Origin of the sequence: Shewanella sp. NKUCC01_JLK (genome assembly GCF_019345615.1) — a bacterium.
Taxonomy (GTDB): Bacteria; Pseudomonadota; Gammaproteobacteria; order Enterobacterales; family Shewanellaceae; genus Shewanella; species Shewanella oncorhynchi.
In genome coordinates this window covers 319,267-343,949 of sequence record NZ_JAHKRD010000002.1, presented here as the reverse complement: position 1 = coordinate 343,949, position 24,683 = coordinate 319,267, and the positions used below count along the sequence as shown (strand labels likewise).

The window sequence follows — 24,683 nt, the reverse complement described above, 5'->3', positions numbered from 1 at the left end:
TACTCTGGGGCTAGCTAAAGGTCAGCTCGATCCTCAATCCACCTAAGCGAGTGCTATGATTAAACTGCAGCTCAATCTCGTATTGCTCGGCAATTTCTTTCACTATTGATAATCCTAAACCGTGACCCATCACAGACTCATCAAGCCTTGTTCCTCTTTGTGTGAGCTTATCTAGCTCATCATCAGCAACCCCTGGACCATCATCATCAATACAAAGGCAGAGACGCTCTTGTTGACGCGATAGCTGAATGCTGACTCGGCTCTGGGCCCATTTAAAGGCGTTGTCTAGCAGGTTACCTAAGAGCTCCATGCCATCTTCCCTGTGAATAGGCAGTCTGAGAATATTGGGATCGAGTTCGAAATCACATTCAATGGACTTGTTGCGGTGAACCTTATTTAGCGTGTTGGCTAGGCTATGTAAATCCCTAGGGATCACCAATTGCGCAGCGGGGAGCATGTCGCCAGTGATCCTCGCCGCAGCCAGTTTACGCTCGACCATCTTGTGAATCGAATCAAGTTGCTGCTGCAGGGCAATGGCAGTTTCAGGATCTTTGAGGCCAAGAGCTTCAACCTGTTGCTGCATCACGGCAAGTGGCGTTTTGAGCCCATGGCTCAAATTACCTAAGTTATTGCGGCTACGTTCAATTTGCTTGGCAGTATACTCAAGTAGTTCATTATAGGTTTTTGCTAATGGTTGTACTTCGGGGGGAATATTATTGAGCTCCAGCGCGTTAATTTCCCCTTGTCTTAGCCGAGAAAGTGCGTGCTGTATGTGCTTAACTGGCTTAAAGGATTGACGTAGGATCAAGAATATCCCCGCGATCATAGCAACTAACATCGCCAGATTGACACCAAGCTTAGTGCCATAAACCTCGCTAAACACACGTCTACCGATACTCAAATCTTGCGCAACGGTTAAGGTGGCGCTGACATTGGCACTGCTGGAATTTAATCCCAGTGATAACAACTGCATATCGTTATTTTTTGGCCCTTTAGCTTGCCAGACGCGGGTTTGATTCGGTGCCAGTGACTCGATATCTAACTGCATATCCCACAGGGAGCGTGAGCGAATCACTTCATTTGGCAGGTTAAGCTGAAAATAACGGCCTGAATAGGCGGGCTTGTAGAAACTGGAAAGCTGGCTTTGATCTATGCTGATCTCCCCATCGTGGATATGGGTTGCCAGCATGATATGTTCGAGATCTTCTTCTAAGCGATTGATAATAGAGTCGTGGAAGGCCTGACGTAGCATGGACTCAAACAGTATCAGTCCAATCACAGTACCTAACACGAGTAAGCCAGTTAACCATAAACTGAGCTTAGTGCGGATCGAGATCATTCAATAATGCCGTGGAAGATGTAACCTTGGCCGCGACGGGTTTCGATTGTGGTTTTACCCAGTTTCTTGCGTAGATGGGTGACATAAACCTCGACCACATTACTCTCTTTTTCATCGTCAAACTGATAGAGCTTATCGGTTAGCTGCGTCTTAGATAACAGCTTCTTAGGTGACATGAGGAAGATTTTTAACAGCCTGAATTCCATTGCTGTGAGTTCATATAGTTGCTCGGCCACTTTTACCGTTTGTTCTGCTTCATCTAAAACCACGCCACCATAACTCAATTGTTTACTTGAGGTGTTTAGACGACCATGTGCACGGTGGATTAAAGCTTGGATTCGGGCCAATAATTCCTGGGCGTGGAAAGGTTTACCTAAGTAATCGTCGGCGCCAGCATTAAAACCTTCTACTTTTTCATGCCATTGGCTGCGGGCAGTCAGCATGATAACTGGAGTGCTGATCCCTTGATTTCGCCAGCCTTCGAGCAGTTCGAGGCCGTTGCCATCGGGCAAACCTATGTCTAAGATTACGCAATCGTATTGGGTTTCTTTGATCAGATAATCGGCTTCAAGCGCTTTGTCTGTAATATCGGTTACATAGCCAGCGAGTTTGAGTTGTTTCTCCAGCTCGGTGACTAGCATTGGGTTATCTTCAACGAGTAACAGTTTCATGTTTTCGACATTCGCTCGGTAGTGCTATTGATTGATCGGCTTGACCATTAGTTGCATCAATACTGAGATTAACTATTTGGCCACGCTGAACTTTGATTTGCAAATCATAGCGCCATTTATGATCTTCTTGATAGAGATGAGCATCAATTAGTTCACCTTGGCAAAATTGGTTCACTACGGCGAGTGTACCGTTTAAGGACAATATTTGCCCAGAGTTAACTAACGCCTTGGCTTGATAATGTTCTAATTCAATAGGTTCGGCATGCAAGATTATTGGATGCACCAGCGTGAATAGGCTGAAAAAACAGATTAAAAACAGCCGTTTCATTTGAGCTCCCCAATAAAAAGTGGCCTAGAATTTATTCTAGGCCACTTTAATAAGGCAGGCTTAAATCAAGCTGAAGACTAACTTAACGGGTACCGTATACCACGATTGTCTTACCATGAGCTTGGATCAAATTCTGTTCTTCTAACATCTTCAAGATACGACCCACAGTTTCCCGTGAACAGCCAACGATTTGGCCTATCTCTTGACGAGTGATCTTAATCTGCATGCCATCAGGGTGTGTCATAGCATCAGGTTGTTTAGCCAGATGTAATAGAGTTTGAGCAATACGGCCTGCAACGTCTAAGAATGCAAGGTTACCCACTTTCTGGCTGGTACTTTGTAGGCGATAGGCCATTTGTGCAGACAGCTTCATCAGAATTTCAGGGTTAACTTGAATTAACTGTCTGAATTTCTTATATGAAATCTCAGCGATTTCACAAGCTTGCTTAGCACGAACCCAAGCGGTACGTTCGGCTTGTTCTTCAAACAAACCTAGTTCACCGATAAAGTCACCTTGATTCAGATAAGAAAGGATCATCTCCTTACCTTCTTCATCTTTAATCAATACCGCTACAGAACCTTTTACTATGTAATAAAGGGTATCTGAGTCTTCACCAGCATGGATAAGAGTGCTCTTTGCAGGGTACTTATGAATGTGACAGTGTGATAAAAACCATTCCAAAGTTGGATCAGGTTTTGGCTTACCAATCAGAGCCATGTTGGTGTTCCTCGATTGATTAAAACGAAAGTAAGAGTATTCTAAATAAGCATTTTACGTCAATTAAACTCACAAAAACTTGATGGAAGTCTTAGTTTAGAATAAGTGAATAAATGCAATTAACCATCTAAAATTAGAGCTTATTTTGCTACTTTAGTGATTTAAGTCAACTAAATCGGTATGAAACTCGCTGGATTCACTTAACTCTGTCGAGTTAATCACATCTTACCAGTCTATTTCAGCAGTTTTATTATAGATTATGAATAAAATATGCCACTAAATTACACAATAACATGTTTCACTTTTTAAATTTGACATTCCATTTGGCTTAGCTTCCCCCATTATCCTGAGGTTTGTGTGTATTTAGGCTCGACTTATGGGGTTAATTCTGGCTAACTTTGAGGGCAGTTGTTTTTAAGAGAGGTAAGCAAGTGAAATACAGATTATGGGTTTTAGGTGCAGGTTTAAGCTTAACAATAGGGCTGAGCTCTGCGGCGCACGCATTTTCTATCCCGCAGCCAGCAGCTGAACTTGCGGCCAGTAAGTTTGTGCATATTCAGGTGACGGCAGAGCAAGGTGATGCCGATGCCCAATTTTTGCTGGGATTAATGTATCTCTCTGGACGTTTTGTGTCGCAAGAAGTGCCGACTGGATTGCACTGGATCTCACTTGCCGCCGAACAACAGCATGAAAAAGCGCAGCAAACCTTAGCGGATCTGTCATTTGAAGGCCAATTGATCAAGCGTGACTTGTCAGTCGCTGAGCATTGGTATAAAGCGTTGAGTGAGCAGGGCAGTCGTTGGGCTCAATTCCGTTTAGGCTTTATTTATGCGTCTGGCGGTGACGGTGTGCAGCGCAACTGCGGTAAAGCGGTCGAGCAATTTTCCCAAGTGGGTGATGATGTTGCTTTGGGTAATGTGGCGTGGATTTTAGCAACTTGCCCCGAAGCAGAATATCGTGATGGCAATAAAGCGGTCGAGTTGTCCTTAAAATTACTCAAAGTGAATGAAAACGATCCTACAAATCTTGATAATTTAGCCGCGGCTTATGCGGAGTTAGGTGATTTTGGTGCTGCTATTTCGACGCAGCAGAAAGCGATCGAAGCGTTGAAAATGAATGCTGAAATGACTAAGACTGATGAGTTTATGCTGCGGTTACAAACCTACGAGCAAAAGCGTGCCTATCGCGAAACCTTACGTTTACTCGAATAGGGCTTTCTTCATCATCGCTCTCTAGTTAACTGCTATTTTTATTTTAGTATTGATTAATGCATTGATTCATAAATTGAAAAATAAAGCCTGAGTGGATACTCGGGCTTTTTGTTTTTGATTTAAGGTTAACCGAGTGTCCAAGAATTTAGGATGTGATATTCGACACCCGTGCTTGTGCTTTTTGAATGGTATAAATGCAAATTATCGGGCATTAACGTCAGCGTATTCATACCTTTGAGTTGCAATAAAGCCGACTCATCTAGTGTCCATTGTTTTGCTTTTCTAAATAAACTGATGTGCGGGCAAAAGCTGTGCTCACTTCGATGTAATTGCAGTCGGTCAGCAATTTCTTGCGTCTGTTTAGCTAATTGCGCTAACGGCGGCTCAATATCATCGCCTTTCAAGTAACATACTTGCGCATTAGGCCATACATTGAGGTGGTTAAGCCGAACGCTAAATCTTGGCTTCACTAAGCGGTCAACCGCATCAAGGAGGGCGATTTTTTGCTCGTTGTTAGCTTGACCCATAAAGCAGAGCGTTAAATGCAGATTGCTGACACTCACCGCTTTCGCCTCAGGATTAAGGTGGCATACCAATTGCTGCTGCAATTCACTTAGATATACCCTTTGACTATCTGTGGGAGCGAAGCCGAGGAATAGCCTTTGTTGCATCGGTTTATCATCCTTTTGGAGGGCTTAATATGGATTATCTCAGCGAACACTTTGACGTTAAGCGCATTTGAGCGTTAATCTAGCTGTTGAATTTATCAGCTAATTTGTGACTCAAGCAGACGTTTAATTTACTGTGAGCCTATACTTAATGCACGTCGATAATACCTTAAATGGATTTTTAGGTAAGGAAGAGACTTTTCATGTCAGTAGGTTTAGCTAATCCACTCCAACAGGCTTTGGTCAGTATTTTTAGTGAATCCCCGCTAGAAACCTTAGAGCAGAATGTTGACAGAGCGCTTGAGACTATTACTTTGCAACTGCATTGTGACGGGGTATTTGTATTAACTGGAAGCCAGTCACTGGATCGTTTACGCACGCGTAATCTGTATTTAAAACCTCAATTTGCCCAAGGCCAACAGACACGAGTCTGGCCCTTGGCACGAATGCCATTTTTTCGCTCTCTTGTCCGTACTCCGCGTCTATTAAATCTGGCTGATGTGAATACCTTGCCTGCCGATGCTCAGGCTGAGCGAGCTTTATTAAGGGATTGGGACGTCAAGAGTCTATTAGTATTGCCGCCAGTCGTGTTTGGTGAAACCCGTATTGCCTTGGGGGCCGTCAATTGCTCAGAATGTTGTGAATGGAGCGAAGAGTTTATAAGTGAGTTTAATCACGCCGCTGTGATGATTGGCTCTGCGATGGAATTGACGCGTATCGCTTTGAGCATGCTTGCCAGTGAACATAAATACTGTGAAGTATTCAACCAGTTGCCCTTAGCTTGCGCCTTGTTAGATAAGCATGATCAATTGACTATGCTGAATAAAGTCGCTCTGCAAACCCTGCCAATTCAACATGGCTATGATTTATTCGACATGGTGCGTGAGGAAGAACACGCCATGCTAACCGATACCTTACATGTGGTACGAGAAGGTGTGCTCGGCCAAGCTTGGTGTGAATTACCTTTAAAATCAATTCATCAATTAACTTGGTTGAAACTGAGTTTTAGCCAGATTAGCGGCGATAAAGATACTTTAGTCATGATTGCCGAAGATGTCAGTGAAAAGTACCGCTTAGCCGATGAGTTATCCTTCCATGCCAATTATGATGCACTTACGGGTTTACCTAATCGGCTACATTTTGAAGCCCTATTAGAAAACCTATTACACGCCCACGATGATATGCCTATTTGCGTGGCATTTCTCGATTTAGACCAATTCCAAGTCATTAACAATATCAGTGGCCACCAGGCGGGCGATAAACTGCTTTGCCAAGTCGCATTACGTTTGAAACAGCTCGTACGTAAAGGCGATATTGTTGCCCGTTTAGGGGGCGATGAGTTTGGTATCCTGATGCATTACTGCAATGTGGACTCTGCGAAACAGATTGCTAAGCGGATTTGTACCCAGTTAGCAAATCATGAGTTTATTTGGGAAAGTCGTAGTCACAATGTCAGTGTCAGTATGGGGATTGCTAGGCTAGATAAAAAATCCGCCGATATTTATACCGTCATGAGTCAAGCTGACGCTGCTTGTCGATTGGCGAAGGATCAAGGCCGAAATGGCTGGCATTTATACAGTGCGAGCGATCCTAAAATGAACCGTCTCTACACCGAGATGATGGCCTCTGTAGATATCGTCGGCGCACTCGCGTTAAACCAATTCGAGCTTTATTTTCAAAGCATAGTGCCGTTAAACCGCGATGAAACTGGCTTACATTTAGAGATCCTACTGCGTATGGTGCAGACTAACGGCACTATAGTGTCTCCTGCTATCTTCTTACCCGCCGCCGAGAGATACAACTTGGCTTCTAAGGTTGATCTTTGGGTGATCGATAATTTGCTCAAGTGGGGTGGTAGTCATTTAGATATTTGGCAGCAATTGGATCTTGTGTCTGTGAATCTGTCGGCAACTTCTTTGGGCGATCATGAGTTTATGAATTGGCTAGAAATGCGTTTGATGGCCGAACCTGAGCTGGTGGATAAGCTTTGCATCGAGATCACTGAAACCGCGGCTGTGAGTCAGCTTGATCAAGCGACAAAGTTACTCGAGATACTTCGTCCGCTCAATTGTAAATTAGCCCTCGATGATTTTGGTGCAGGCTTTTCTAGCTTTGCTTACCTTAAGCGCCTCAATGTGGATTTTGTAAAAGTGGATGGCCAATTTGTCGTCAATATTTGCCAAGACTCTGCGGATCAGGCGATCGTAAAATCTATCTGCCAACTTGGTCAAGATATGGGGTTTGATGTGGTTGCTGAATTTGTCGAATCCCAAGAAATAGGGTGGAAATTGCAAGCCTTAGGCGTCGACTATGCTCAAGGTTACGCCATCAATAAACCGATACGCTTAGCTGAACTACAGTCAGGGCTCAGTCAACCTTGGCTCGAAAAGCGTGAGATTTTTGCTCCCTATCCACAGCTGTAATCTTGGGCATGGCAGCTTTGAGCTGTTACTTATGTCAGCACTGACTTGATAATGTTTGCTGCGAAATGGTACTCAAAGCCGATTGTTAGTACACTGACGCCCTGTGTTGGCCGCTGATGTCTTTTTCTTGAACTCTCTACCTATTCATAGCTTATTAGCACCGCTGCGCGCGGCTTTTTCTCGTCACGCCCAAGTGATCCTCGAGGCACCGACAGGTGCGGGTAAATCAACGGCGTTACCTTTGGCTATGTTGGATTGGCCTGAAATCAGCGGACGCATTTTAATGCTCGAACCGCGGCGTGTCGCGGCGCGTAGTGTGGCGCACTATATTGCCAGCTGTCGCCAGCAAAAGGTGGGGCAAGAAGTCGGCTATCGCGTCCGCGGTGAAGCTAAAATCAGCGCTAATACCCGTTTAGAAATTGTCACCGAAGGCATACTGACGCGAATGATCCAACAAGATCCCGAGTTAACTGGGATTGGAATGATCATCTTCGATGAAATTCATGAACGTCACCTCACCACTGATTTAGGTCTTGCCCTAGCGCTCGAAGTGCAAGCTTCACTGCGGGACGATTTAAAGATATTAGCTATGTCAGCGACTCTATCTGGTCTTGCCTTAGCTGAACTCATGCCAGAAGCGGTGACCTTGCACAGCGAAGGCCGGAGTTTTCCTGTCGACATCGAATATCGCCCTGTGCCAACTCAGCAGCATTGGATCGATCACCTTGGCCGCTGCGTGCTAGAACTGGTCTCGGCCAGCAGCAGTGCCAGTGTTGATAAAACGGCTGCCAATAATGCCGTGCTCGTGTTTTTACCCGGTAAAGGGGAGATCTTACGATTACAGCAGTTTTTGCGCGAGCGTTTAGCGGACGATGCCTTTTTGATTTGCCCTCTTTATGGCGAACTTTCGGGTGCCGAGCAAGATAGCGCGATTGCGGTAACCACGGACGGCAGGCGTAAAATCGTGCTAGCGACTAACGTGGCGGAATCGAGCTTAACCATTGAAGGCATAGGTTTTGTCATCGACAGTGGCTATAAACGACAAGCGAGTTTTAACCCTAAAACCGGCGTCACCCGCTTAGGCTTAAAACGCATTAGCCAAGCTTCGGCAACTCAGCGCAGTGGTCGCGCCGGGCGTTTATCAGCGGGTGTGTGTGTTCGCCTGTGGAGCCAAGAAGAACATGGTCGCATGCTCAGGGCCGATGAACCCGAGATCAGCCAAGCGGATCTGGTGGCTATGGCCCACGATTGTGCTTACTGGGGCGCAAAATCCTTTAGCGACTTGATGTTGTTAACGCCGCCACCAAGTGTGCATGAGGCGCTGGCGTGGAAACTGTTACAAGATTTAGGCATGGTCGATGCTCAAAATAAACTCACTCCCCACGGTAAAGCGGCCTACGAGCTAGGGTGTCACCCAAGGCTTGCTCATATGTTATTGGGCGCAAAAAGTTTGGGCGCAAACAATGGGGGAGTCAATAATGCTAACGAACAAGCAACGCAATTGGGCAGTTTGGCCTGCTTGTTGTCGGGGGTTTTAGAGGCGCGTGGTTTGCCTAAAAAGGGCGCCGATATCATGAATTACCTGCACTTTGCCTGTCATGGACAAGCTGGGCAACAGGCAAAACAGTGGCAGAAAAAGCTAGGATTAGCAGCGGATTTGTCTAAGATAGCGACCCATGCACACCACAGCGATGTGGGGTTATTATTAGCACTTGCTTATCCGGATCGTATCGCTAAAGCCCGCGGTGTTGAGGGCTACCAATTAGCCAATGGTACTGGCGTCGTGCTCGCAGCCGATGATGCATTGGCGCAAACGCCGTGGATGGTGGTGGCGGATTTTCAAGAAACTGAAGGCAGAAATGCTGGGCGGATTTACTTAGCGAGTCAGCTTCAGCCAAGCTTGTTCGACGGCGAGCTAAAAGGTTTGCTGGACATTCATGAGATCTGTGGCTGGGATGAAGCTAAAGGTCGAGTGATTGCGCAGCGCCAATACAAGGTCGGACAAATTTTAGTAAAAACCGAGACGATTGCTAAGCCTGAACGTAAGCAAATTGTCGCGGCCTTACTGGGTTATATTCGCCAGCAAGGATTACAAATCCTCAATTGGAACGCTAACTTAGAGCAATTTCAATACAGGCTCAAACTGGCAACTGATTTTGACGCGGGCAGTGACTGGCCCAAGGTTGATGATGAAGCATTATTAGCGAGCCTAGAAACTTGGCTGGCGCCTTACCTCGAAAATGTGAATAATCTGCCGCAATTAGTTAAGCTCGATTGCTTTGGTTTTGTGGCAAACTGTTTGAGCTGGCAGCAGAAACAGCGACTTGAAGAGTTATTGCCAACCTCTTGGCCGTTAGTGACTGGTACCTCTGCGCCAATAGCATATGACGAGTCTGGGCGTGCGCTACTGCGTGTGCGTCTGCAAGAAACCTTTGGCATGGCGCAGAGTCCTATGTTGGCGCAGGGCAAACTAAAGGTGACGATGGAATTACTCTCTCCGGCCCAGCGTCCATTAGCCTTGACGGCAGATTTAGCCAGCTTTTGGCAGGGACCTTATGTGGAAGTGAAAAAGGAAATGCGCGGTCGATATCCAAAACATCTATGGCCAGACGATCCTGTGAATACACTGCCGACAAAATTTACCAAGAAGAAAACCTTGGGTTTAGCTCAGCCCTAGCACCACGCCGCTGGTTTTATAACATTTTGTTATGAAGCACTTTGATTCGCACCACGTTAGCTTTGTGCCTATGGCTGATGTCTTTAAATGCATGAATGATGAAGTAGATATGACAACTAAGACGACAAAAAAATCACCCGCTTCCCGTCGGGCTAATCATGGCCGCGGTTTATTTCGACGAATTTGGTCTATCAGTTGGAAATTAGGCTTGGCTGGATTAGCTGTAGTGACTTTTTACAGCATTTATCTTGATCAAATTATTGCGCAAAAATTTGAAGGCCAAAAATGGCATTTGCCAGCGCAGGTGTTTAGTCGCTCTATGGCGCTGTACCCCGGTGCGGCAGTCAGCCATCCGCAAATGATGGCTGAGCTTAAGTTGCTCGGCTATCGCAAAGTCGCTAACCCACGCCAAGTGGGAGAATTTTCGGCATCGAGCACTCGTATTGAATTGTGGCGTCGGCCGTTTTTGCATCCTGAAGGCGATCAAGTCGAACAAAGAGTCATGATCAGCTTCGACAGCAATGGCATCAGTTCGGTCACTCGAGTCTCAGACAAGCGTCAACTCGCCGTATTCCACCTTGAGCCTGTATTGCTCGACCGCATTATTACTGGCGACGGTGAAGACAGGCTGTTTGTGCCGACCGAAGAAATGCCAAAGTCGATCGTGCAAGCGTTACTGCTGGTGGAAGATCGTAGTTTTTATGAACACCATGGTGTGAATCCATTCGCGATTGCGCGCGCGGCTTTTGTGAACATCAGCGCCGGTCGCACTGTGCAAGGTGGCTCGACGTTAACTCAGCAGTTAGCGAAAAACTTTTTCCTTTCGAGTGAGCGTTCCTTGCTGCGTAAGGTGCGCGAAGCCTTAATGGCGGTCATTATTGATTTTCGTTACAGCAAAGACGAAATCCTCGAAGCGTATCTTAACGAAGTGTATATGGGGCAGGATAAATCCCGCGCCGTCCATGGTATGGGTTTGGCCTCACGTTTCTATTTTGGTCGTCCTATCAGTGAGTTGACTATTTCCCAGCAGGCATTCTTAGTGGCTGCGATTAAGGGACCGTCTTACTACAATCCATGGAAATATCCGGATCGTATTCAAGAACGCCGTGATCTAGTATTGCGCTTACTCATGGATGCGGGGGATTTAACCACGGCTGAGTACAAGGTGGCGGTAGAGTCACCCTTAGGGATCCGTAATCTCAATAAACCAGCACATCAAAAATTGCCTTCCTTCTTCGCCTTGGTAAAACAGGAAGTGAACGAGCGTTATGGCGATGCGCTATTGAAGCAATCTGGGGTGAAAATCTATACCACGCTTGATCCTATGGCCCAAGAAGCCGCCGAAATTGCGGTGACTCAAACCCTCAAAAGCTTAGATAAGAGCAATAAATCATTGCAGATTGGTATGGTCGTGACCGACAAATACACGGGCGGTATCGCGGCTATGGTCGGCGATAAAACCCCGGGATTTGATGGCTTTAACCGCGCGGTTGAAATTCGTCGTCCTATTGGTTCGTTAATTAAGCCTTTTGTGTATGCTACGGCTCTGGCACCTAATAGCCAATTTACCTTAGCGACACCTCTTAAAGATCAACCTATTACCTTAAAAAGCGAGCAAGGTAAGACATGGTCACCACAAAACTTTGATAAGAAGTTCAGTGGTCAGGTGCCTTTGTTAACGGCATTGAAAAAGTCGATGAACGTACCGACGGTAAACCTTGGGATTGCTGTGGGTGTGGATGCGGTTGCAACAACATTGGCTAAATCGGGTTGGCAGGAGCCGTTAAACGAGTATCCCTCCATGTTACTCGGCGCCGTCAATGGCTCGCCATTAATGGTAGCGCAAGTGTACCAAACCTTAGCTGATAGCGGTGTTTACCGTAAGTTAACCACAGTGACCGCTGTGCTAGATTCTGATAAGAACCCATTGCCAGTGACGCGATTGCCTAAAGAGCAAGCTATAGCACCTGAGACAGATTTCTTAATTCAATTTGCTATGCAGCAAGTGGTGAATACGGGAACGGCGACGCGTTTAGGTAATGCTTTCCCTGGCGTTGGACTTGCGGGTAAGACTGGCACCAGTAACGACAGCCGTGACTCTTGGTTTGCGGGCTTTGATGAGCGTAACGTCGCCGCTATTTGGGTTGGTCGTGACGATAACGGTAAAACCAGTTTGTATGGTAGTAGTGGCGCCATGGCCGTGTATCTTGCCTTCTTAAAGGAACGTCCACCTATTAGTCTGCGCTCAATCCCTGTAAGCGGCGTAGTGAAGGGCTTTTTTGACCGAGATACAGGTGTGGCTAAGGAATCCACTTGCAGCAATGTCGATGCGCTTCCTGCATTAGCTGCGACCTATCGTCCTGTGAATAACTGCGGCGACCCTTTGCAGTGGTGGCAGAAAATTTTCTAGGTTAATAGGGTCGATAATGGGCCAATAACGCACTTATGCGTTGGATATAAAACCTTTTAGTCAGTAGAACCTGTGCCGATGGAAGTGGTGTGATCGAGGGCAAACTCGGGGCGCCAATCTTCCCTTTGCACGGGACGTTAATCCAAAGTGAGAAATGACATGTTTAAAACCGCTGCCGCCGTGCATATTTTAGTGAAACACAAAGAACAGGCTGAGGATATTGTTAAGCAGCTGAATAATGGTGCTAATTTTGCTGTGCTCGCTAAGCGTTTTTCCTCTTGCCCCTCGGCCAAAAAAGGCGGCGATTTAGGCGAATTTAAAAAAGGCCAAATGGTGCCACAGTTCGATAAGGTTGCATTTTCAGGTGAATTACTGGTGCCACATATAGTGAAAACTAAGTTTGGCTGGCATGTGGTTAAAGTGCTGTATCGCACTTAATACCCCAGTAATAAGCGCATCTTCACCGAACGTTATTTTCGACTAATCAAATAGATTGGAAGATTAGGGAGCGATCAGCATGAAATTTAGTTTTAACACCGAAGATGCGAGCCAAGTTTGCGTAGGGGCTTTTGCCCTTGCGGTCCCCGTTGCATTTTCTGAGGAAGCGTGGCATCTCGGTGAGACTTTACCTTTATTGAATATCGGTATGCTTTTTAGTTTATCGCTGCTCTTTCTTGGGGTATTCACCTATCACAGCGTGTTCCAACAGAATATTGCTTCCCGCGTTCCTGTGTTTATTTTTCGTATCGTGGTGGCGTATTTGCTCACTGCCCTCGTGGTTTTCCTCGTGCTACTTTGCCTCGATAAAGTGCCATTTTTTGAGGACCCACTAACCTCTATAAAACGGATCATAGTGATCACTATGCCAGCCTCTATGGGCGCTATTGTTGTGGATAGTTTTGATAAAGAATGACACTGTTTCGCTAAATCTCATGACTTTTGTCACTGGTTGATTGCGGTTGTCTTGCGCATACTTATTTCCATGTTCTGACTTTGACATTGATTAAGCGTCATAAGCAGATCTAAATTTTGAGCTTGATAACGATAACGCCAATAGATAAAGGAAATGACTATGAACACTGGTGCCCTCGCTTTACTTATCCCAATATTTGCAATTGTTGGCGGATATGTGGTCGCTATAATGAAAATTCGCAACAAACAAGGTGTGTCGACGCGTGAGCAAGTGGCCGAAAACCAAGCTTTGCAGACCGAGTTAGCCATCCTTCGTCAGCGTATCGAAGTGCTAGAGCAGTTAGCCACTGACGATGGTTTTCAGTTAAAGCGTGAATTTAAAAAGGTCTAACGATTTATTCCTTGGCTTATCGGTGGCTAGGCAATACTTACGTTTTAGATGTTATTTGTTCTGACAAGGTATTGCTCGCCAAATGAAAAATGATGTTGAGTTATTTTAAATGAGTCACGAGTGATGAAAACGGTCTTATTTAGCTAACATTTCTGCGGCATTATCGGCTGTAATATGTCGCGTCATCTCGCCATAAAGGCTCTATCTTGTATAAAATTCCGCCTAATATCTGCAGAATAAACCTGAAACGTCAACAGATCCTGATACCCCTGTCATTTGTTTGGCTTTACAAATGTGGGCAGGGTGTTACTTTGTACGCCTTACGTGGGTCAAGTCATCGGGTGAGTTAAATACCTAATTTAAGGTAGACTCGTGATAATTTTGTTATCCATCCCTGTATTGAGTTATTACAAATAGAGTTTATATGTTTCTAGCGCCTTATTTTTCTAAGCAAAATCAAGCTATTTCCGTTTCAGCACAACAAGCCAGTGACTTCGCGAAGAAAATTGCGCAGGACTTTAATCCTATCCACGATGTGGGGGCAAAACGCTTTTGCGTACCGGGAGATTTACTGTTTGCCCTAGTATTGACTCAATATGGTTTGAGCCAGAGCATGAAGTTTAGCTTTGCGGGTATGGTGGGTGATAGCGTCGAACTGCAATTCCCTGAACAAGTGAGCGAGAGTTTTTCGATTCGCGATAGTCGTGAAAAAACCTATCTTAATGTCAGCCGTCATGGCGATGTGAGTTGTTGCGATGCGCAGACCGAATCCTTTATTCGTCAATATGTTGCTTTCTCTGGGCATAATTTTATCGATATTCTGATCCCTTTGATGAAACAACATCAAGTGATGATTAACCCAGAACGGCCTTTAGTGATTTACGAAAGTATGTCGTTTGACTTAACTACCCTCGATTTTGTGCAAGTGACCTTATCACTCGTTGGCCAAGATTTAAAAATCGACGGTAAACGTGGCGATGTGACATTGCATTTTGAATTACACAGTGGCGACACTTTAGTTGGCACAGGTATCAAAACCTTAGTGATGAGTGGATTACGTGCTTACGATGAGGTTCTTGTACAGCAAATGCGCGCCACCTATGAAGGTCGTAAAACTGATTATTGATTGACGTAAAAGCAATAGGTTGGCGTTTTGTCTTTTAGATAAAGCGCCATGCAATCCTTGATAGCGCGATTAAATGTTAGCAATTAATTGTTATTGACTGATAGCTGCGACACGATTGCTGAGACGTTTTCCGCGCCGCTACGTATTTCTCCCATCACCAATGTTACCTCCGCTAACTGTTGTTTTCCTTCCAGTGCAATACCTTCAACTTCGTTCATCATGCTAGTTGCACTTGTGGTGAGTTGTGTATTTTTAGTGACGACGGCGGCAATCTCACTGGTTGATTTACTGGTCCTGGAAGCAAGCTGCCTTACTTCATCGGCGACAACGGCAAAACCTCGGCCTTGTTCCCCCGCTCGTGCGGCCTCAATTGCGGCATTTAATGCCAGTAAATTAGTTTGATCGGCAATCGAACTAATGGTTGCGACTATGGCTTGAATACTTTGAGATTGTTCATTGAGTTGAGTTATCGCCAAGGTCGCTTTATGGGTTTGCTCGGCAATAGCATTAGAGGTATTTACGGTCGCATTGAGTAAATGTACGCCTTGTTCTGCTTGCTCGACGGTACGTTGTGACGTGGTCAATGCAATATTGGCGGCTTCACGTACAGCGTGGCTTTGCTCGATCCGTTTGCTGATATCGCTCGCAAATTTAATCACTTTAACCACTTTACCTTGCTCATCCATAATAGGATTGTATGCTGCTTCTAACCAAATCGAATCGCCATAAGCATTTTTACGTTCAAAGAGACCGCTGCTATATCGACCTTGCTTTAGATCGTCCCAAAAGTGTGGATTTTGTCGATAAAACTCATCAAAACAGAAAATACGATGGTGTTTACCAATAATCTGCTCTTTGCTAAAGCCCATTGTCTTTAAGAAGTTAGTATTGGCTTTCAAAATCGTGCCATCGGTAGTGAATTCAATAATGGCTTGCGAGCGATTCAAGGCATTAAAAATGGCCGCTTGGTCGTCAAGTTGGTGCTTATCTTGGGTGATATCAACGGCTGTTTTCATTATTTTAACGACTTTACCTGCCTGTTTGATTGGGAAGTAAGTGGCTCTAAGCCAGATCTCTTGGCCATTTTTATTCACTCGTGCAAAATTACCTTCCTGTGGATGACCTGCTTTTAGATTGCTCCAAAATTGCTGGTAGGTAGCAGAATTACCATAAGCCGCCGAGCAAAATAGCTTGTGATGTTGGCCTACGACTTCATTAAGTGAATAACCTACCGTTTTTAAAAACAACGCATTAGCATCGAGAATTAAACCATCAGGCGTAAATTCTACTGTGGCAATACTGTGCTTAATCGAGTCGATGATCGACTCCGCCTCTTGGCGTTTACTTTCGCTCACTTCTAGGCTTTTACGTAATGAAGAGTTGAACACTGAGATACTCCTGATGAGTCTAACTGACTCAAAAACTGCAGTTCTTTATTGAAAGCTCGATATTTCGAGCTAGATATACTGATAAATATAGCTGTGATTTTAATATGTGGTTTATTTCTATGAAACGCGTGATCGGGATCTATATACCTAAATTGAGTAAAAAAGATCACTATTCCTCGGTTTATTCGCGAATAGGCATAGCTAGAAAGCATTAATGATGCGATTAGACTTAATCAGATTGAATTAACGCTAAAGAAAAAGCTGCCAAAGGGCAGCTTCTTAAGTGTCATCTATGCTCGGCGGTTAGCTTAGTTTTTCAATCTTAGCTGGTAGCCCTTGTCTGGCCGAAGCGCCACTTGCCCAATCCACCAGCGGGTAGCGGCCGTGGCGACTCGGATCAAACAGATTCAAGTCGTTCATATTGATGCCGACTCGGATCAGCGGATTGGCGGCGATTTTAAGATTGTCGATCACTACGTCCCGCGCGCCGAGTTCCTTATGGCCATAACCGTGTTCGATAGCGATGCAGTCAGGGTGCACTCCGGCAACACATTCCACTAAGGCTATCACGCTGCCGTTGGGCGTGCTGATCTTGACCGTGTCACCTGTGCTGATCCCAAGGCGACTGGCGGTCTTCTCGTTCAGCCGCACCGGATTATTAGGGTGCACTTGGCGCAAACGATCCGAGCCAATACTCATAGAGCTCATGGTGTGGGATTTGTAACTACTGATCAGCAAAGGCCATTGTGATTTATTAAATGCCTTATCAAGCGGTGTGCCATTGGCTAAGGCGGGTTGATATAAGCGTGGACAGCCACTCATAAATTCCCCTGTGAGACTGTTACGGCGACTGCCCACTTCGGGATTCCACAGCATCATAGGTTTTGGCCAAACCTTGGTTGGATTCCCCACTTCATCCCGTGCACCGCTCATATTTTCAAAGCGGCCGCCGCGGGCAAATAAGTAGCTAACTTTTTTGACTTCATCTGGCTTGAGTCTGGCGTTAAGCTCACTTTGGATACGACTCACACCGCTAAGATACATGTCCTCAGCGTTGATATCGGCGACGGCTTTACCCAAATAGGCCACGTTAGCGGCGCCGTAAAGTGAGTAATCCGCTGCGCGCGTTAACGGATGTAAGCTGCCATCGGCGGCCTTAACGGCATTTTCGCCAAAGCCGGGTAGTGCGAGTTTTATTGCCACTTGGCTTAAGAAAGACTCCATGCACACCACATCACCACTGGCCATCTTTGTGACCCTTGGTTCGACAATCGGCCAGCGACCTGTCGTTTCCTTCGTCAGAGTCCCATGCCACGAAGGGCTCCAACCCCAAGACTCATACGTTAATGTGTCGGGCACGATATAATCCGATAGCGCCGAGGTTTCGTTAATAAAGCTGTCGATACTGATAAACAGTGGTAGCACTTTGGGATCTTTCAGTTGTTCACCAATGGCTTCACCTAGGCCCGCTTGACCATAAATCGGATTGCCCATGTGGTTAATCCATGCTTTGAGTCGATAGGGATAACCGTGCACCGCCGCCGTTAAATGTTCGCCAAGCAAGGGCGATGAAATCGGAAACCAAGGCTCCTTTGCAGGATAAGGCGATTCGCCCGCTTCGACTTTACGGCGATACTCTGAGGTTTTCTCGTAGGGGAATTTAGATCGCGATAGGAATACGCCCTTAGGCTCGACCATGCCGTCAAACTCCTGCAGATTATACCTTGGGCCTTTACCAAAGGCGGGAAAGGAACCGCCGGAAGCTAATGCGCCACCTTTTAAATTGATGTTACCTATCATGGCGTTGAGCATCATGATTGCCCACGCGCTATAAAAACCATTAGCGCTCATTGTACCGCCGTGGGAGATCACCGCAGCCTTAGTGCCATGGCTGGTAAATTTATCCGCAAGGGCGATAATTTGCGCCTCGCTGATATCGCATTCCTTGGCATAGTGTGCCATCTCGAAGCTCTGCGCCGCTTCGCTTAATAGCTGGAAGCTAGATTTAACCGCAATCACCCCCTTAGGTGTGTCGACGTTTTGGTCAACGTCGAGCTTGGCTTTCAGGCTTTGGCTCGCCAAAACTATCTTGCCACTCGCGGCATCGACAACCAACTGCGAGTCTTGCTCGCCGTAGGCTTTACCCTCGAAAGGTAAGCCAAGATCACTGGCAAAGAGATATTGGCCATATCTTGGATGGGTAGGTTCGCTGACGATCAAGAAGCCTGCGTTACTAAAACCACGGTAACCTGATGCTTTTGCGGCATCGACATTGGGCGCACTCAAAAAATCGGCGGCGTAGCGCTGATTATCAATAATCCAGCGCAACATGCCCATGGCGAGTGCCGAGTCGGTGGCGGGGCGGATCGGCAGCCAAGTATTGTTACCCGCGCAAGGTTGATTCGAGGTATTGGGTAGCATGGGCGACACCACCACATAACTGAAATTGGTGTTATTCACACGCGCGTTAGCCAATTGTCTTGCTTGGCGTTTAAAGGGATTGCCCGATTGCTGCGGCGACGTGCCGATAAAGAGTAAAAATTCGCTATGGTCCCAATCGGGTTTCAAGTGGGCGTATTTTTTCAAATCATCCAATAAAGCGCCTGCACCAGCGCGGTAGGTAAACCCACAGTAAGCGCCGTGGTTGGCAAAGTTGCGTGTGCCAAAGCTGCTGAAGGTGAAGCGTTTGATAATGGCATCGCGGCCTTCATCGGAGGCGTTTGAGACCAGTAACTGGTTGGCCTTAGGGCCGTATTCTGGATTATTGGTATCGAGTGGCGTGGCGATATCTCGAATCGCTCTTAAGCCTTCGACTTGGCCCTCACCAAATAAATCACCGCCTTCGACGACTTCATTTAGCAATTGCTCAAAGCTAATGCTCTGCCATTGGCCGCTGCCGCGCTTACCCACGCGTTTAAGGCATTGGGTGACGCGATGTGGGCTATCCAATTGTTCTAGCATGGCATTACCGCGGGCGCAGGCGGTGGAACGTCCTTGTAGACCCTGTTCTTGAAAGGCGCTAAGCCCAACAAAGGCGGTTTTGATCGGTGTATCGAAATCGATATGTTCCCGCGATGACAACGGATGATAAGGATTGCCGCTGATACGGATGATTTTATCGGTTTTTTGATCGATACGAGCGCGCACGCCGCATTTGGTCCAGCAACCTAAGCACATAGTATTGGCGATGCGTTGATCGTCATTGCTGATTAACTGGCCTGACTGTAAATCGACTTTATATTCAGGTGCTAAGGAATTGCCGTGCAGCGGATCTTGGGTCGGTTTTCCTGAAGTACCATTGACGACACCTTTACCTATTTGCGCTAATGTATGGCTATAACCCGCAGCAAATAATCCCACACCACCCGTTACAGCGGCCCCTTTGATAAAACGACGTTTACTCTTATCCATGATGGACTCCTTAATTCTGTAAACTAATTGGGTACTCAGCGAGCAAGTTTTGCCGCAGGCGTGTGGCGAATAAGTTCGGAGACCAGCGCCATTAATGCTAACCAAAGGCCGAAGGTACCGGCTATGCCTAATAGTCCTTCGGGTCCCCAAGGCAGTTGATAGAGATAAGTCCCCGCGCCGTATTTAGGATCGGTTTGCGCTTGAATTAGCACTATCCAGCGAAATCCCCACGCAAGGTGAATGGCCGTGAGGCTGACGATTAGCATTGCCACATTGGGTAAGTGACGAATGGCGAGCATCAGTGCCAGCACGGCGAGTGTGACCAGTACCCAAATCGCAGCAAGTTGCCAGCTTGGGCTGGTTTCAAGCAATAATGCGGCCTCGGGGGCCGAGCCCTTATCGAATAACGCCCAGCCGATAAGGCATAGGGCGAATAGACCAAAACTTGCTCTTACCCAGAGTAATAGGCTGTCTTGGGTGCGCTGTTGGTAGCCCTTTAATAGTCGATTCAATACCACCAAAGTGCCACAGGCGGCGAGCAGGGCACTCATTGCCATCAAAGGTGGCAGCCAATAGGTATGCCACAGTGGCCGCGCCTTAATGGCCATGGTTTCCATGCCAGTGTAGAGGGCGATACTACAGGCACTCAGGGCCGTGAACAGTGCGATCGGCTTGATGAATTTGTCACTGTTCCAATCACCGAATCTCAGTAATTGGCCTATTTTATTCACCCAATCTGAGTCTTGATTCGTGGTGTGCTTAGGCAGATATTGACGCAGTAGCAGCCAAGCAAACACTGCGCTGGTGCCCGAGAATACGGGCAGTAAAAAGGCGCCATACCACATCCAAGAATCAGGGCGAACTTGCGCATAGAAATGCCAAGCCCGCAGCGGTTGGTGTAAATCGGCGAGTAAGGCGATAGGGGCGACTATGCCTGCGGTTAACATTAGACAGGCGCATAGCTTCAGCAATCTGTCATCGGGTTGGGTTTGGCTAAACAAATGTATCGTCGCGACCCATACGCTGGCGTAGGCGAGCCCCATCATAAAAAAGTATTGCACTGCCCAAGGTAGCCAAGTAATAGCGATATCTGGGGTAAAGATTTCTTTAATGACCATGGTGGATTTCCTCGCCAGTATCGGTAAGTAAGGTTCTAACGGGGGCTTGGCCGCTAATCTTGTCCTCAAAAGCGCTGCTCATGCCGATGTAGAACACCCGTGGCGTAGTATTAGCCGTCGGTTTGAGCACCTTGATGTCGGTTTTGTTGGCGGCGAGCAGTTGGCTTATCTGGCTGTTGGGATTATTTAGATCGCCAATCACACGGGCTTCTCCTACGCAGGTTTCGACACAGGCGGGCAGTAACCCTGCATCTAACCTGTGGGCGCAGAAGGTACATTTGTCGGCGGTATTGGTGTCGTGGTTGATAAAGCGCGCATCATAGGGGCAGGCTTGCACGCAATAGCCACAACCAACACACCATTCATTGTTGACGACCACTATGCCGTCCTTGCGCTGGAAGGTCGCGCCCGTAGGACAAACTGGGATGCAGGGCGGGTTTTCGCAGTGATTACAAAGTCTTGGTAGCATTAAAAACGCAGGCGGAGTGGTATCTTCCTGCTGCGAGACTTCATACTGCTGCACTGTGGTGCGAAATTGCCCGAGGGGCGGTTGATTCTCGATAGTGCAAGCGACGGTACAGGCTTGGCAGCCTACACAGCGGCGTAGATCGATCACCATACCGTAACGTTTACCCACTTGGCCTTCGCTGGCACTGTGCATTTGAGGGCTGCGCTTATCATCCTGTGCATACACTTGCACGACAGGGATGAGTGCGGCGCCAACACTGACGCTGGCCATTTTGCCGAGAAACTGACGTTTACTCTTGTCCATACAGATTTCCTTCACTACTTGCAGATGGCGAATAAACTGGCTCATAGACCTAGAGTTAAGGTTTATGGCGAGGTTTACAGGCATTCTGTAAAAGGGGAGGCGGCATAACTATAGTGGTTTTCCACATATCAGGCGTGGGTTTGATCTAGCGCAACAAATATCCGTTAGAATAGCCTTCAAAATGCTAGGGTTTTATTTTTTGTTACTTGAATTTGACCTTTTCTTAGCTTGAGTTGGACTTGATTTTAGTTTGAGTGACTGGGGATAAAGGATTGCACTTCATGTTATTGAGGATGATGAAAACGGTGTTTCGCTTCGCTGTATCGGTCAAGTGGCCGTTATCGATTCTGAGCACTCCACATTCCGTGGCAATACCGAGAAAAAAGCCAAGGAACGCAGTGTTATTCCTATGTTTGCTGGCTTCAGTTAAGGTGTTTGCTGCGGAGCCACTGAATCAAAGTGCGCATTCGGGATTAACTGACCCTGAGGTTGTGGTTCAAGTTGCTATCGAAGAGCCCAGTTATCAAGTGGTCGATGTTGGCGTGTTAGCCATCCGCGGTTATAAGGCGACCATCAACCGCTGGCAACCTTTGATGGGGTGGCTCGAAACCCAAATTCCCAACAGTTACTTTAGGTTACATCCTCTCACCCTCGATGAGCTAGCTAAGGGCGTTGAAACCCAAGGGCTCGATTTTGTGATCACCAACCCAGGGCAATCCGTGTTGCTGGCGCGGCAATATTCCCTTACTTGGTTGGCGACCCTGCGCAGTCCGTTAAATAATGGCGCGGCGATGCAAGTGGGTTCGGCGCTGGTGGTGCGCGCCGATTCGCCCTATCACACCTTAAGTGATCTTAAGGGACGTCGACTCGGGATCGTATCGAAAAATGCCTTTGGTGGTTACTTGACCTTAGTGTACGAAGCGCAGCTAAAGGGCATAGATTTGCCTCGCTTTGTGGGTGAGATTATTCTGCTGGGGTTCCCGCTAGATAATTTGTTGTATCAGTTAGATGATCAAAAAAGTGGTGATGATGCGGCGAAAGATAATCGACTGGATGCGGCTGTGGTGCCCGTGTGTCAGCTTGAGCAGATGCAAACGGAAGGTCTTATTAATATCGCTCATTATCGAGTGCTCGATAATCAAGCGCCTGCGGGATTTAATTGCCAAGTCTCGACTCACCTTTATCCCAACTGGTCTATGGCAAAGACCAATCGCGCCTCCCAGTCTCTGGCTAAAAGTGTGACTCAAGCTTTGCTAGCGCTGCCTGAAGATCATCTCGCCGCTAAGTCTGCTGATTCTGCGGGCTGGACCACGGCCGTGAGTCAGCTTGCGATCGATCAACTGCTTAAAGATCTCGATATGCATCCTTTGCAGGCACCATGGTGGCAAAGGGCGTGGCAGTGGATCAAGTTACATCAACAATGGGCTTGGCTTGTTTTAGGGATTTTGGTTTTACTCAATGTGTATCATTTTTGGCTTGAATACCGCTTTAGTCGTCGCGGCCGTGAGTTGATTAACACTCAGCGCCAGCTCAATGAAAACCGTGCGTTACTGGAACATGCACAGCGTATTGCGATCGCGGGTGAGCTTGGCGCGAGTCTCTCCCATGAACTCAATCAACCTTTGGCGGCGATTGGCCATTATTGTCATGGCGCCGAAGTGCGATTACAGCGGGGGACTAGCCCTGAGGAGTTGCAATCTGTATTGGCGCTGATCCAGCAGGAAGTCACACGTGCCGACAATATTATCAGTCGCTTACGTAATTTATTGAAGAAGCGACCTGTGTCGAAACAGCCTTTGTATTTGCATGAGTTGGTCAATGATACTGTGCCGCTGCTCGCCTATGAGTTTGAACAACATCAGATAAACCTTGCCGTCAATGTGAATGGTGAACCCTATTTACAGTCCCTCGATGAAGTTGGCATGCAGCAGTTGTTGCTTAACTTGCTGAAAAATGCCTTTGACGCCTGCGTTCAGCGGTTAGAGCTTGAATCCAGTGGCACCGAACAGAGCATCACGCAAAAGCCATACACACCCACGATCGATATCGATCTTCGCTATCAAGAATGTACGCTCTTGCTGACAGTCACAGATAATGGCACAGGGTTAACCGAAGAGACCAGTCTGCTGATGCAAGCATTTTATTCCACTAAATCAGAGGGGTTAGGTTTAGGCTTAGTGATTTGCCGTGATATTGCCGAGAGCCATGGTGGTACGTTTAGCCTAGAAAGCGCTATGGGTGGCGGTTGCCAAGCGCAGGTGGCTATACCGCATAAACCTGAGCCCAATGGAGCACTATAATGAGTCTTGAACTACCAGTGTATTTAATCGATGACGATGACTCAGTGCGTCGTTCTTTGCGTTTTATGCTTGAAAGTTATGGCCTTAAGATCACCGACTTTGATAGCGCCGAAGCCTTTTTTACCGCCGTAGACTTAACACTACCGGGTTGTGCGCTGGTCGATGTGCGAATGCCGGGTTTGAGTGGTCAGCAGTTGCATCTTGAATTAGTGGCAAAAAATAGTCCGCTAGCGGTGATTTATCTCACTGGCCATGGCGATGTGCCAATGGCGGTAGATGCGCTTAAATTAGGTGCGGTGGATTTTTTCCAAAAGCCCGCCGATGGCGCTAAGTTAGCCGAAGCGGTTGTCAAAGCGTTGGAACATACCAAGGCGCATCATCAAGACAATCAGTATCTTGAGACTTATCAAGCGCTCACGCCAAGGGAGCGGGAAATACTCAACCTGATTGCCCAAGGCCTGAAGAACCAAGAGATCGCCGATAGTCTCTGTATTGCCATGCGCACGGTTGAGATCCACCGTGCCAATTTGATGAAAGGCATGCAAGTGGGATCGCTGGCGGAAATGATGCTGATCTACAGTCGGATTGCCGAACGCTTGCGTCTCGAATAAATCCGCTGGAATTTACCTTTTATCGCGCTAATTGCCGCTTTGTTAGCCGCCTATTTTGGCTAAGTTGTCGTATCATTGGCCGTTTGATTTGAGCCTAGCTATAGGGTTATGTTTTTGCTGAGCAATGGGCTGAGATGTGAGCCAAGGCATTAGTGCATCGCCGCTTAATTGCCAATACACTGTGATTGCCTTATTTTAGGGGCACTATT

19 protein-coding genes are annotated in these 24,683 nt (G+C 46.9%); 10 read left to right on the top strand and 9 right to left on the bottom strand.

Annotation, left to right across the window (positions count from 1 at the left end):
* Nucleotides 1-10 precede the first annotated feature (10 nt).
* The 4 genes from KO537_RS03770 to crp all read right to left on the bottom strand — a co-directional run bounded on the left by KO537_RS03770 (nucleotide 11) and on the right by crp (nucleotide 3,056).
* Nucleotides 11-1,339: an ATP-binding protein gene (locus KO537_RS03770; protein ID WP_219233893.1), complete on the bottom strand. Its 1,329-nt coding sequence runs from the start codon at nucleotides 1,337-1,339 to the stop codon at nucleotides 11-13.
* Nucleotides 1,336-2,010, bottom strand: a complete 675-nt coding sequence (locus tag KO537_RS03765; protein ID WP_131523983.1) for a response regulator transcription factor — start codon at nucleotides 2,008-2,010, stop codon at nucleotides 1,336-1,338. Before KO537_RS03765 ends, KO537_RS03770 begins: the two co-directional genes overlap by 4 nt.
* On the bottom strand, nucleotides 1,991-2,338 hold the full coding sequence (locus KO537_RS03760) for a hypothetical protein (RefSeq protein WP_105250261.1): 348 nt from the start codon (nucleotides 2,336-2,338) through the stop codon (nucleotides 1,991-1,993). Before KO537_RS03760 ends, KO537_RS03765 begins: the two co-directional genes overlap by 20 nt.
* An 82-nt stretch (nucleotides 2,339-2,420) precedes the next feature.
* The gene (crp, locus tag KO537_RS03755) at nucleotides 2,421-3,056 is read right to left on the bottom strand and encodes a cAMP-activated global transcriptional regulator CRP (protein WP_006080082.1); all 636 of its coding nucleotides are present in this window, start codon (nucleotides 3,054-3,056) and stop codon (nucleotides 2,421-2,423) included.
* A gap of 431 nt (nucleotides 3,057-3,487) precedes the next feature.
* Between crp and KO537_RS03750 the strand changes: the two genes are divergently transcribed.
* Nucleotides 3,488-4,267 (top strand): tetratricopeptide repeat protein, encoded by a 780-nt coding sequence (locus KO537_RS03750; RefSeq protein WP_105250260.1) that lies wholly within the window; start codon nucleotides 3,488-3,490, stop codon nucleotides 4,265-4,267.
* Between the two features lie 125 nt (nucleotides 4,268-4,392).
* On the opposite strand, the gene thpR is transcribed toward KO537_RS03750, so the two are convergent.
* Nucleotides 4,393-4,938 carry an RNA 2',3'-cyclic phosphodiesterase gene (gene thpR / locus KO537_RS03745; protein WP_219233892.1) on the bottom strand — a complete coding sequence of 182 codons (546 nt, stop codon included), beginning with the start codon at nucleotides 4,936-4,938 and terminating at the stop codon, nucleotides 4,393-4,395.
* A 200-nt stretch (nucleotides 4,939-5,138) separates the two neighbouring features.
* Between thpR and KO537_RS03740 the strand changes: the two genes are divergently transcribed.
* The 7 genes from KO537_RS03740 (at nucleotide 5,139) to KO537_RS03710 (ending at nucleotide 14,874) form a co-directional block, all read left to right on the top strand.
* Nucleotides 5,139-7,358: an EAL domain-containing protein gene (locus tag KO537_RS03740; protein ID WP_219233891.1), complete on the top strand. Its 2,220-nt coding sequence runs from the start codon at nucleotides 5,139-5,141 to the stop codon at nucleotides 7,356-7,358.
* A gap of 103 nt (nucleotides 7,359-7,461) precedes the next feature.
* On the top strand, nucleotides 7,462-10,035 hold the full coding sequence (gene hrpB / locus KO537_RS03735; protein WP_219233890.1) for an ATP-dependent helicase HrpB: 2,574 nt from the start codon (nucleotides 7,462-7,464) through the stop codon (nucleotides 10,033-10,035).
* A 91-nt stretch (nucleotides 10,036-10,126) separates the two neighbouring features.
* Nucleotides 10,127-12,445, top strand: coding sequence for a penicillin-binding protein 1B (gene mrcB / locus KO537_RS03730; RefSeq protein WP_173248724.1), 2,319 nt, complete (start codon nucleotides 10,127-10,129; stop codon nucleotides 12,443-12,445).
* A gap of 159 nt (nucleotides 12,446-12,604) precedes the next feature.
* Nucleotides 12,605-12,883, top strand: a complete 279-nt coding sequence (locus KO537_RS03725; RefSeq protein WP_006084190.1) for a peptidylprolyl isomerase — start codon at nucleotides 12,605-12,607, stop codon at nucleotides 12,881-12,883.
* 79 nt (nucleotides 12,884-12,962) lie between these two features.
* On the top strand, nucleotides 12,963-13,358 hold the full coding sequence (locus KO537_RS03720; protein WP_105250257.1) for a DUF2391 family protein: 396 nt from the start codon (nucleotides 12,963-12,965) through the stop codon (nucleotides 13,356-13,358).
* 159 nt (nucleotides 13,359-13,517) lie between these two features.
* The gene (locus tag KO537_RS03715) at nucleotides 13,518-13,748 is read left to right on the top strand and encodes a hypothetical protein (RefSeq protein WP_173247521.1); all 231 of its coding nucleotides are present in this window, start codon (nucleotides 13,518-13,520) and stop codon (nucleotides 13,746-13,748) included.
* Between the two features lie 424 nt (nucleotides 13,749-14,172).
* Nucleotides 14,173-14,874, top strand: coding sequence for a DUF3581 domain-containing protein (locus tag KO537_RS03710; protein ID WP_131525486.1), 702 nt, complete (start codon nucleotides 14,173-14,175; stop codon nucleotides 14,872-14,874).
* Between the two features lie 83 nt (nucleotides 14,875-14,957).
* Here the strand turns inward: KO537_RS03710 and KO537_RS23230 are convergent, their stop codons facing one another.
* The 4 genes from KO537_RS23230 to dsrO all read right to left on the bottom strand — a co-directional run bounded on the left by KO537_RS23230 (nucleotide 14,958) and on the right by dsrO (nucleotide 21,563).
* Nucleotides 14,958-16,262 carry a PAS domain-containing methyl-accepting chemotaxis protein gene (locus KO537_RS23230; protein ID WP_131525487.1) on the bottom strand — a complete coding sequence of 435 codons (1,305 nt, stop codon included), beginning with the start codon at nucleotides 16,260-16,262 and terminating at the stop codon, nucleotides 14,958-14,960.
* Nucleotides 16,263-16,565: 303 nt separating this feature from the next.
* Entirely contained in the window at nucleotides 16,566-19,673 is a 3,108-nt protein-coding gene (locus tag KO537_RS03700) for a tetrathionate reductase subunit A (RefSeq protein ID WP_219233889.1), read from the bottom strand.
* Nucleotides 19,674-19,708: 35 nt separating this feature from the next.
* Complete coding sequence (gene nrfD, locus KO537_RS03695) at nucleotides 19,709-20,791, bottom strand: NrfD/PsrC family molybdoenzyme membrane anchor subunit (protein ID WP_219233888.1); 1,083 nt, start codon at nucleotides 20,789-20,791, stop codon at nucleotides 19,709-19,711.
* On the bottom strand, nucleotides 20,781-21,563 hold the full coding sequence (gene dsrO, locus KO537_RS03690) for a sulfate reduction electron transfer complex DsrMKJOP subunit DsrO (protein ID WP_219233887.1): 783 nt from the start codon (nucleotides 21,561-21,563) through the stop codon (nucleotides 20,781-20,783). The genes nrfD and dsrO overlap by 11 nt, the downstream gene beginning before the upstream one ends.
* Before the next feature lie 281 nt (nucleotides 21,564-21,844).
* Here dsrO and KO537_RS03685 point away from each other — a divergent pair, with 281 nt between their 5' ends.
* Both KO537_RS03685 and KO537_RS03680 read left to right on the top strand, forming a co-directional pair.
* The gene (locus KO537_RS03685; RefSeq protein ID WP_219233886.1) at nucleotides 21,845-23,863 is read left to right on the top strand and encodes a sensor histidine kinase; all 2,019 of its coding nucleotides are present in this window, start codon (nucleotides 21,845-21,847) and stop codon (nucleotides 23,861-23,863) included.
* On the top strand, nucleotides 23,863-24,474 hold the full coding sequence (locus tag KO537_RS03680) for a response regulator (RefSeq protein ID WP_219233885.1): 612 nt from the start codon (nucleotides 23,863-23,865) through the stop codon (nucleotides 24,472-24,474). Before KO537_RS03685 ends, KO537_RS03680 begins: the two co-directional genes overlap by 1 nt.
* Nucleotides 24,475-24,683 lie beyond the last annotated feature (209 nt).

Excerpts from the sequence above, each read along its gene's own strand:
- KO537_RS03700 (WP_219233889.1), bottom strand. The coding sequence starts at position 19,673 with ATGGATAAGAGTAAACGTCGTTTTATCAAAGGGGCCGCTGTAACGGGT.
- KO537_RS03765 (WP_131523983.1), bottom strand. The coding sequence starts at position 2,010 with ATGAAACTGTTACTCGTTGAAGATAACCCAATGCTAGTCACCGAGCTG.
- KO537_RS03685 (WP_219233886.1), top strand. The coding sequence starts at position 21,845 with ATGTTATTGAGGATGATGAAAACGGTGTTTCGCTTCGCTGTATCGGTC.
- thpR (WP_219233892.1), bottom strand. The coding sequence starts at position 4,938 with ATGCAACAAAGGCTATTCCTCGGCTTCGCTCCCACAGATAGTCAAAGG.
- KO537_RS03680 (WP_219233885.1), top strand. The coding sequence starts at position 23,863 with ATGAGTCTTGAACTACCAGTGTATTTAATCGATGACGATGACTCAGTG.
- KO537_RS03720 (WP_105250257.1), top strand. The coding sequence starts at position 12,963 with ATGAAATTTAGTTTTAACACCGAAGATGCGAGCCAAGTTTGCGTAGGG.
- nrfD (WP_219233888.1), bottom strand. The coding sequence starts at position 20,791 with ATGGTCATTAAAGAAATCTTTACCCCAGATATCGCTATTACTTGGCTA.
- KO537_RS03725 (WP_006084190.1), top strand. The coding sequence starts at position 12,605 with ATGTTTAAAACCGCTGCCGCCGTGCATATTTTAGTGAAACACAAAGAA.
- dsrO (WP_219233887.1), bottom strand. The coding sequence starts at position 21,563 with ATGGACAAGAGTAAACGTCAGTTTCTCGGCAAAATGGCCAGCGTCAGT.
- KO537_RS03770 (WP_219233893.1), bottom strand. The coding sequence starts at position 1,339 with ATGATCTCGATCCGCACTAAGCTCAGTTTATGGTTAACTGGCTTACTC.
- KO537_RS03715 (WP_173247521.1), top strand. The coding sequence starts at position 13,518 with ATGAACACTGGTGCCCTCGCTTTACTTATCCCAATATTTGCAATTGTT.
- KO537_RS03740 (WP_219233891.1), top strand. The coding sequence starts at position 5,139 with ATGTCAGTAGGTTTAGCTAATCCACTCCAACAGGCTTTGGTCAGTATT.
- KO537_RS03760 (WP_105250261.1), bottom strand. The coding sequence starts at position 2,338 with ATGAAACGGCTGTTTTTAATCTGTTTTTTCAGCCTATTCACGCTGGTG.
- mrcB (WP_173248724.1), top strand. The coding sequence starts at position 10,127 with ATGAATGATGAAGTAGATATGACAACTAAGACGACAAAAAAATCACCC.
- KO537_RS03710 (WP_131525486.1), top strand. The coding sequence starts at position 14,173 with ATGTTTCTAGCGCCTTATTTTTCTAAGCAAAATCAAGCTATTTCCGTT.
- crp (WP_006080082.1), bottom strand. The coding sequence starts at position 3,056 with ATGGCTCTGATTGGTAAGCCAAAACCTGATCCAACTTTGGAATGGTTT.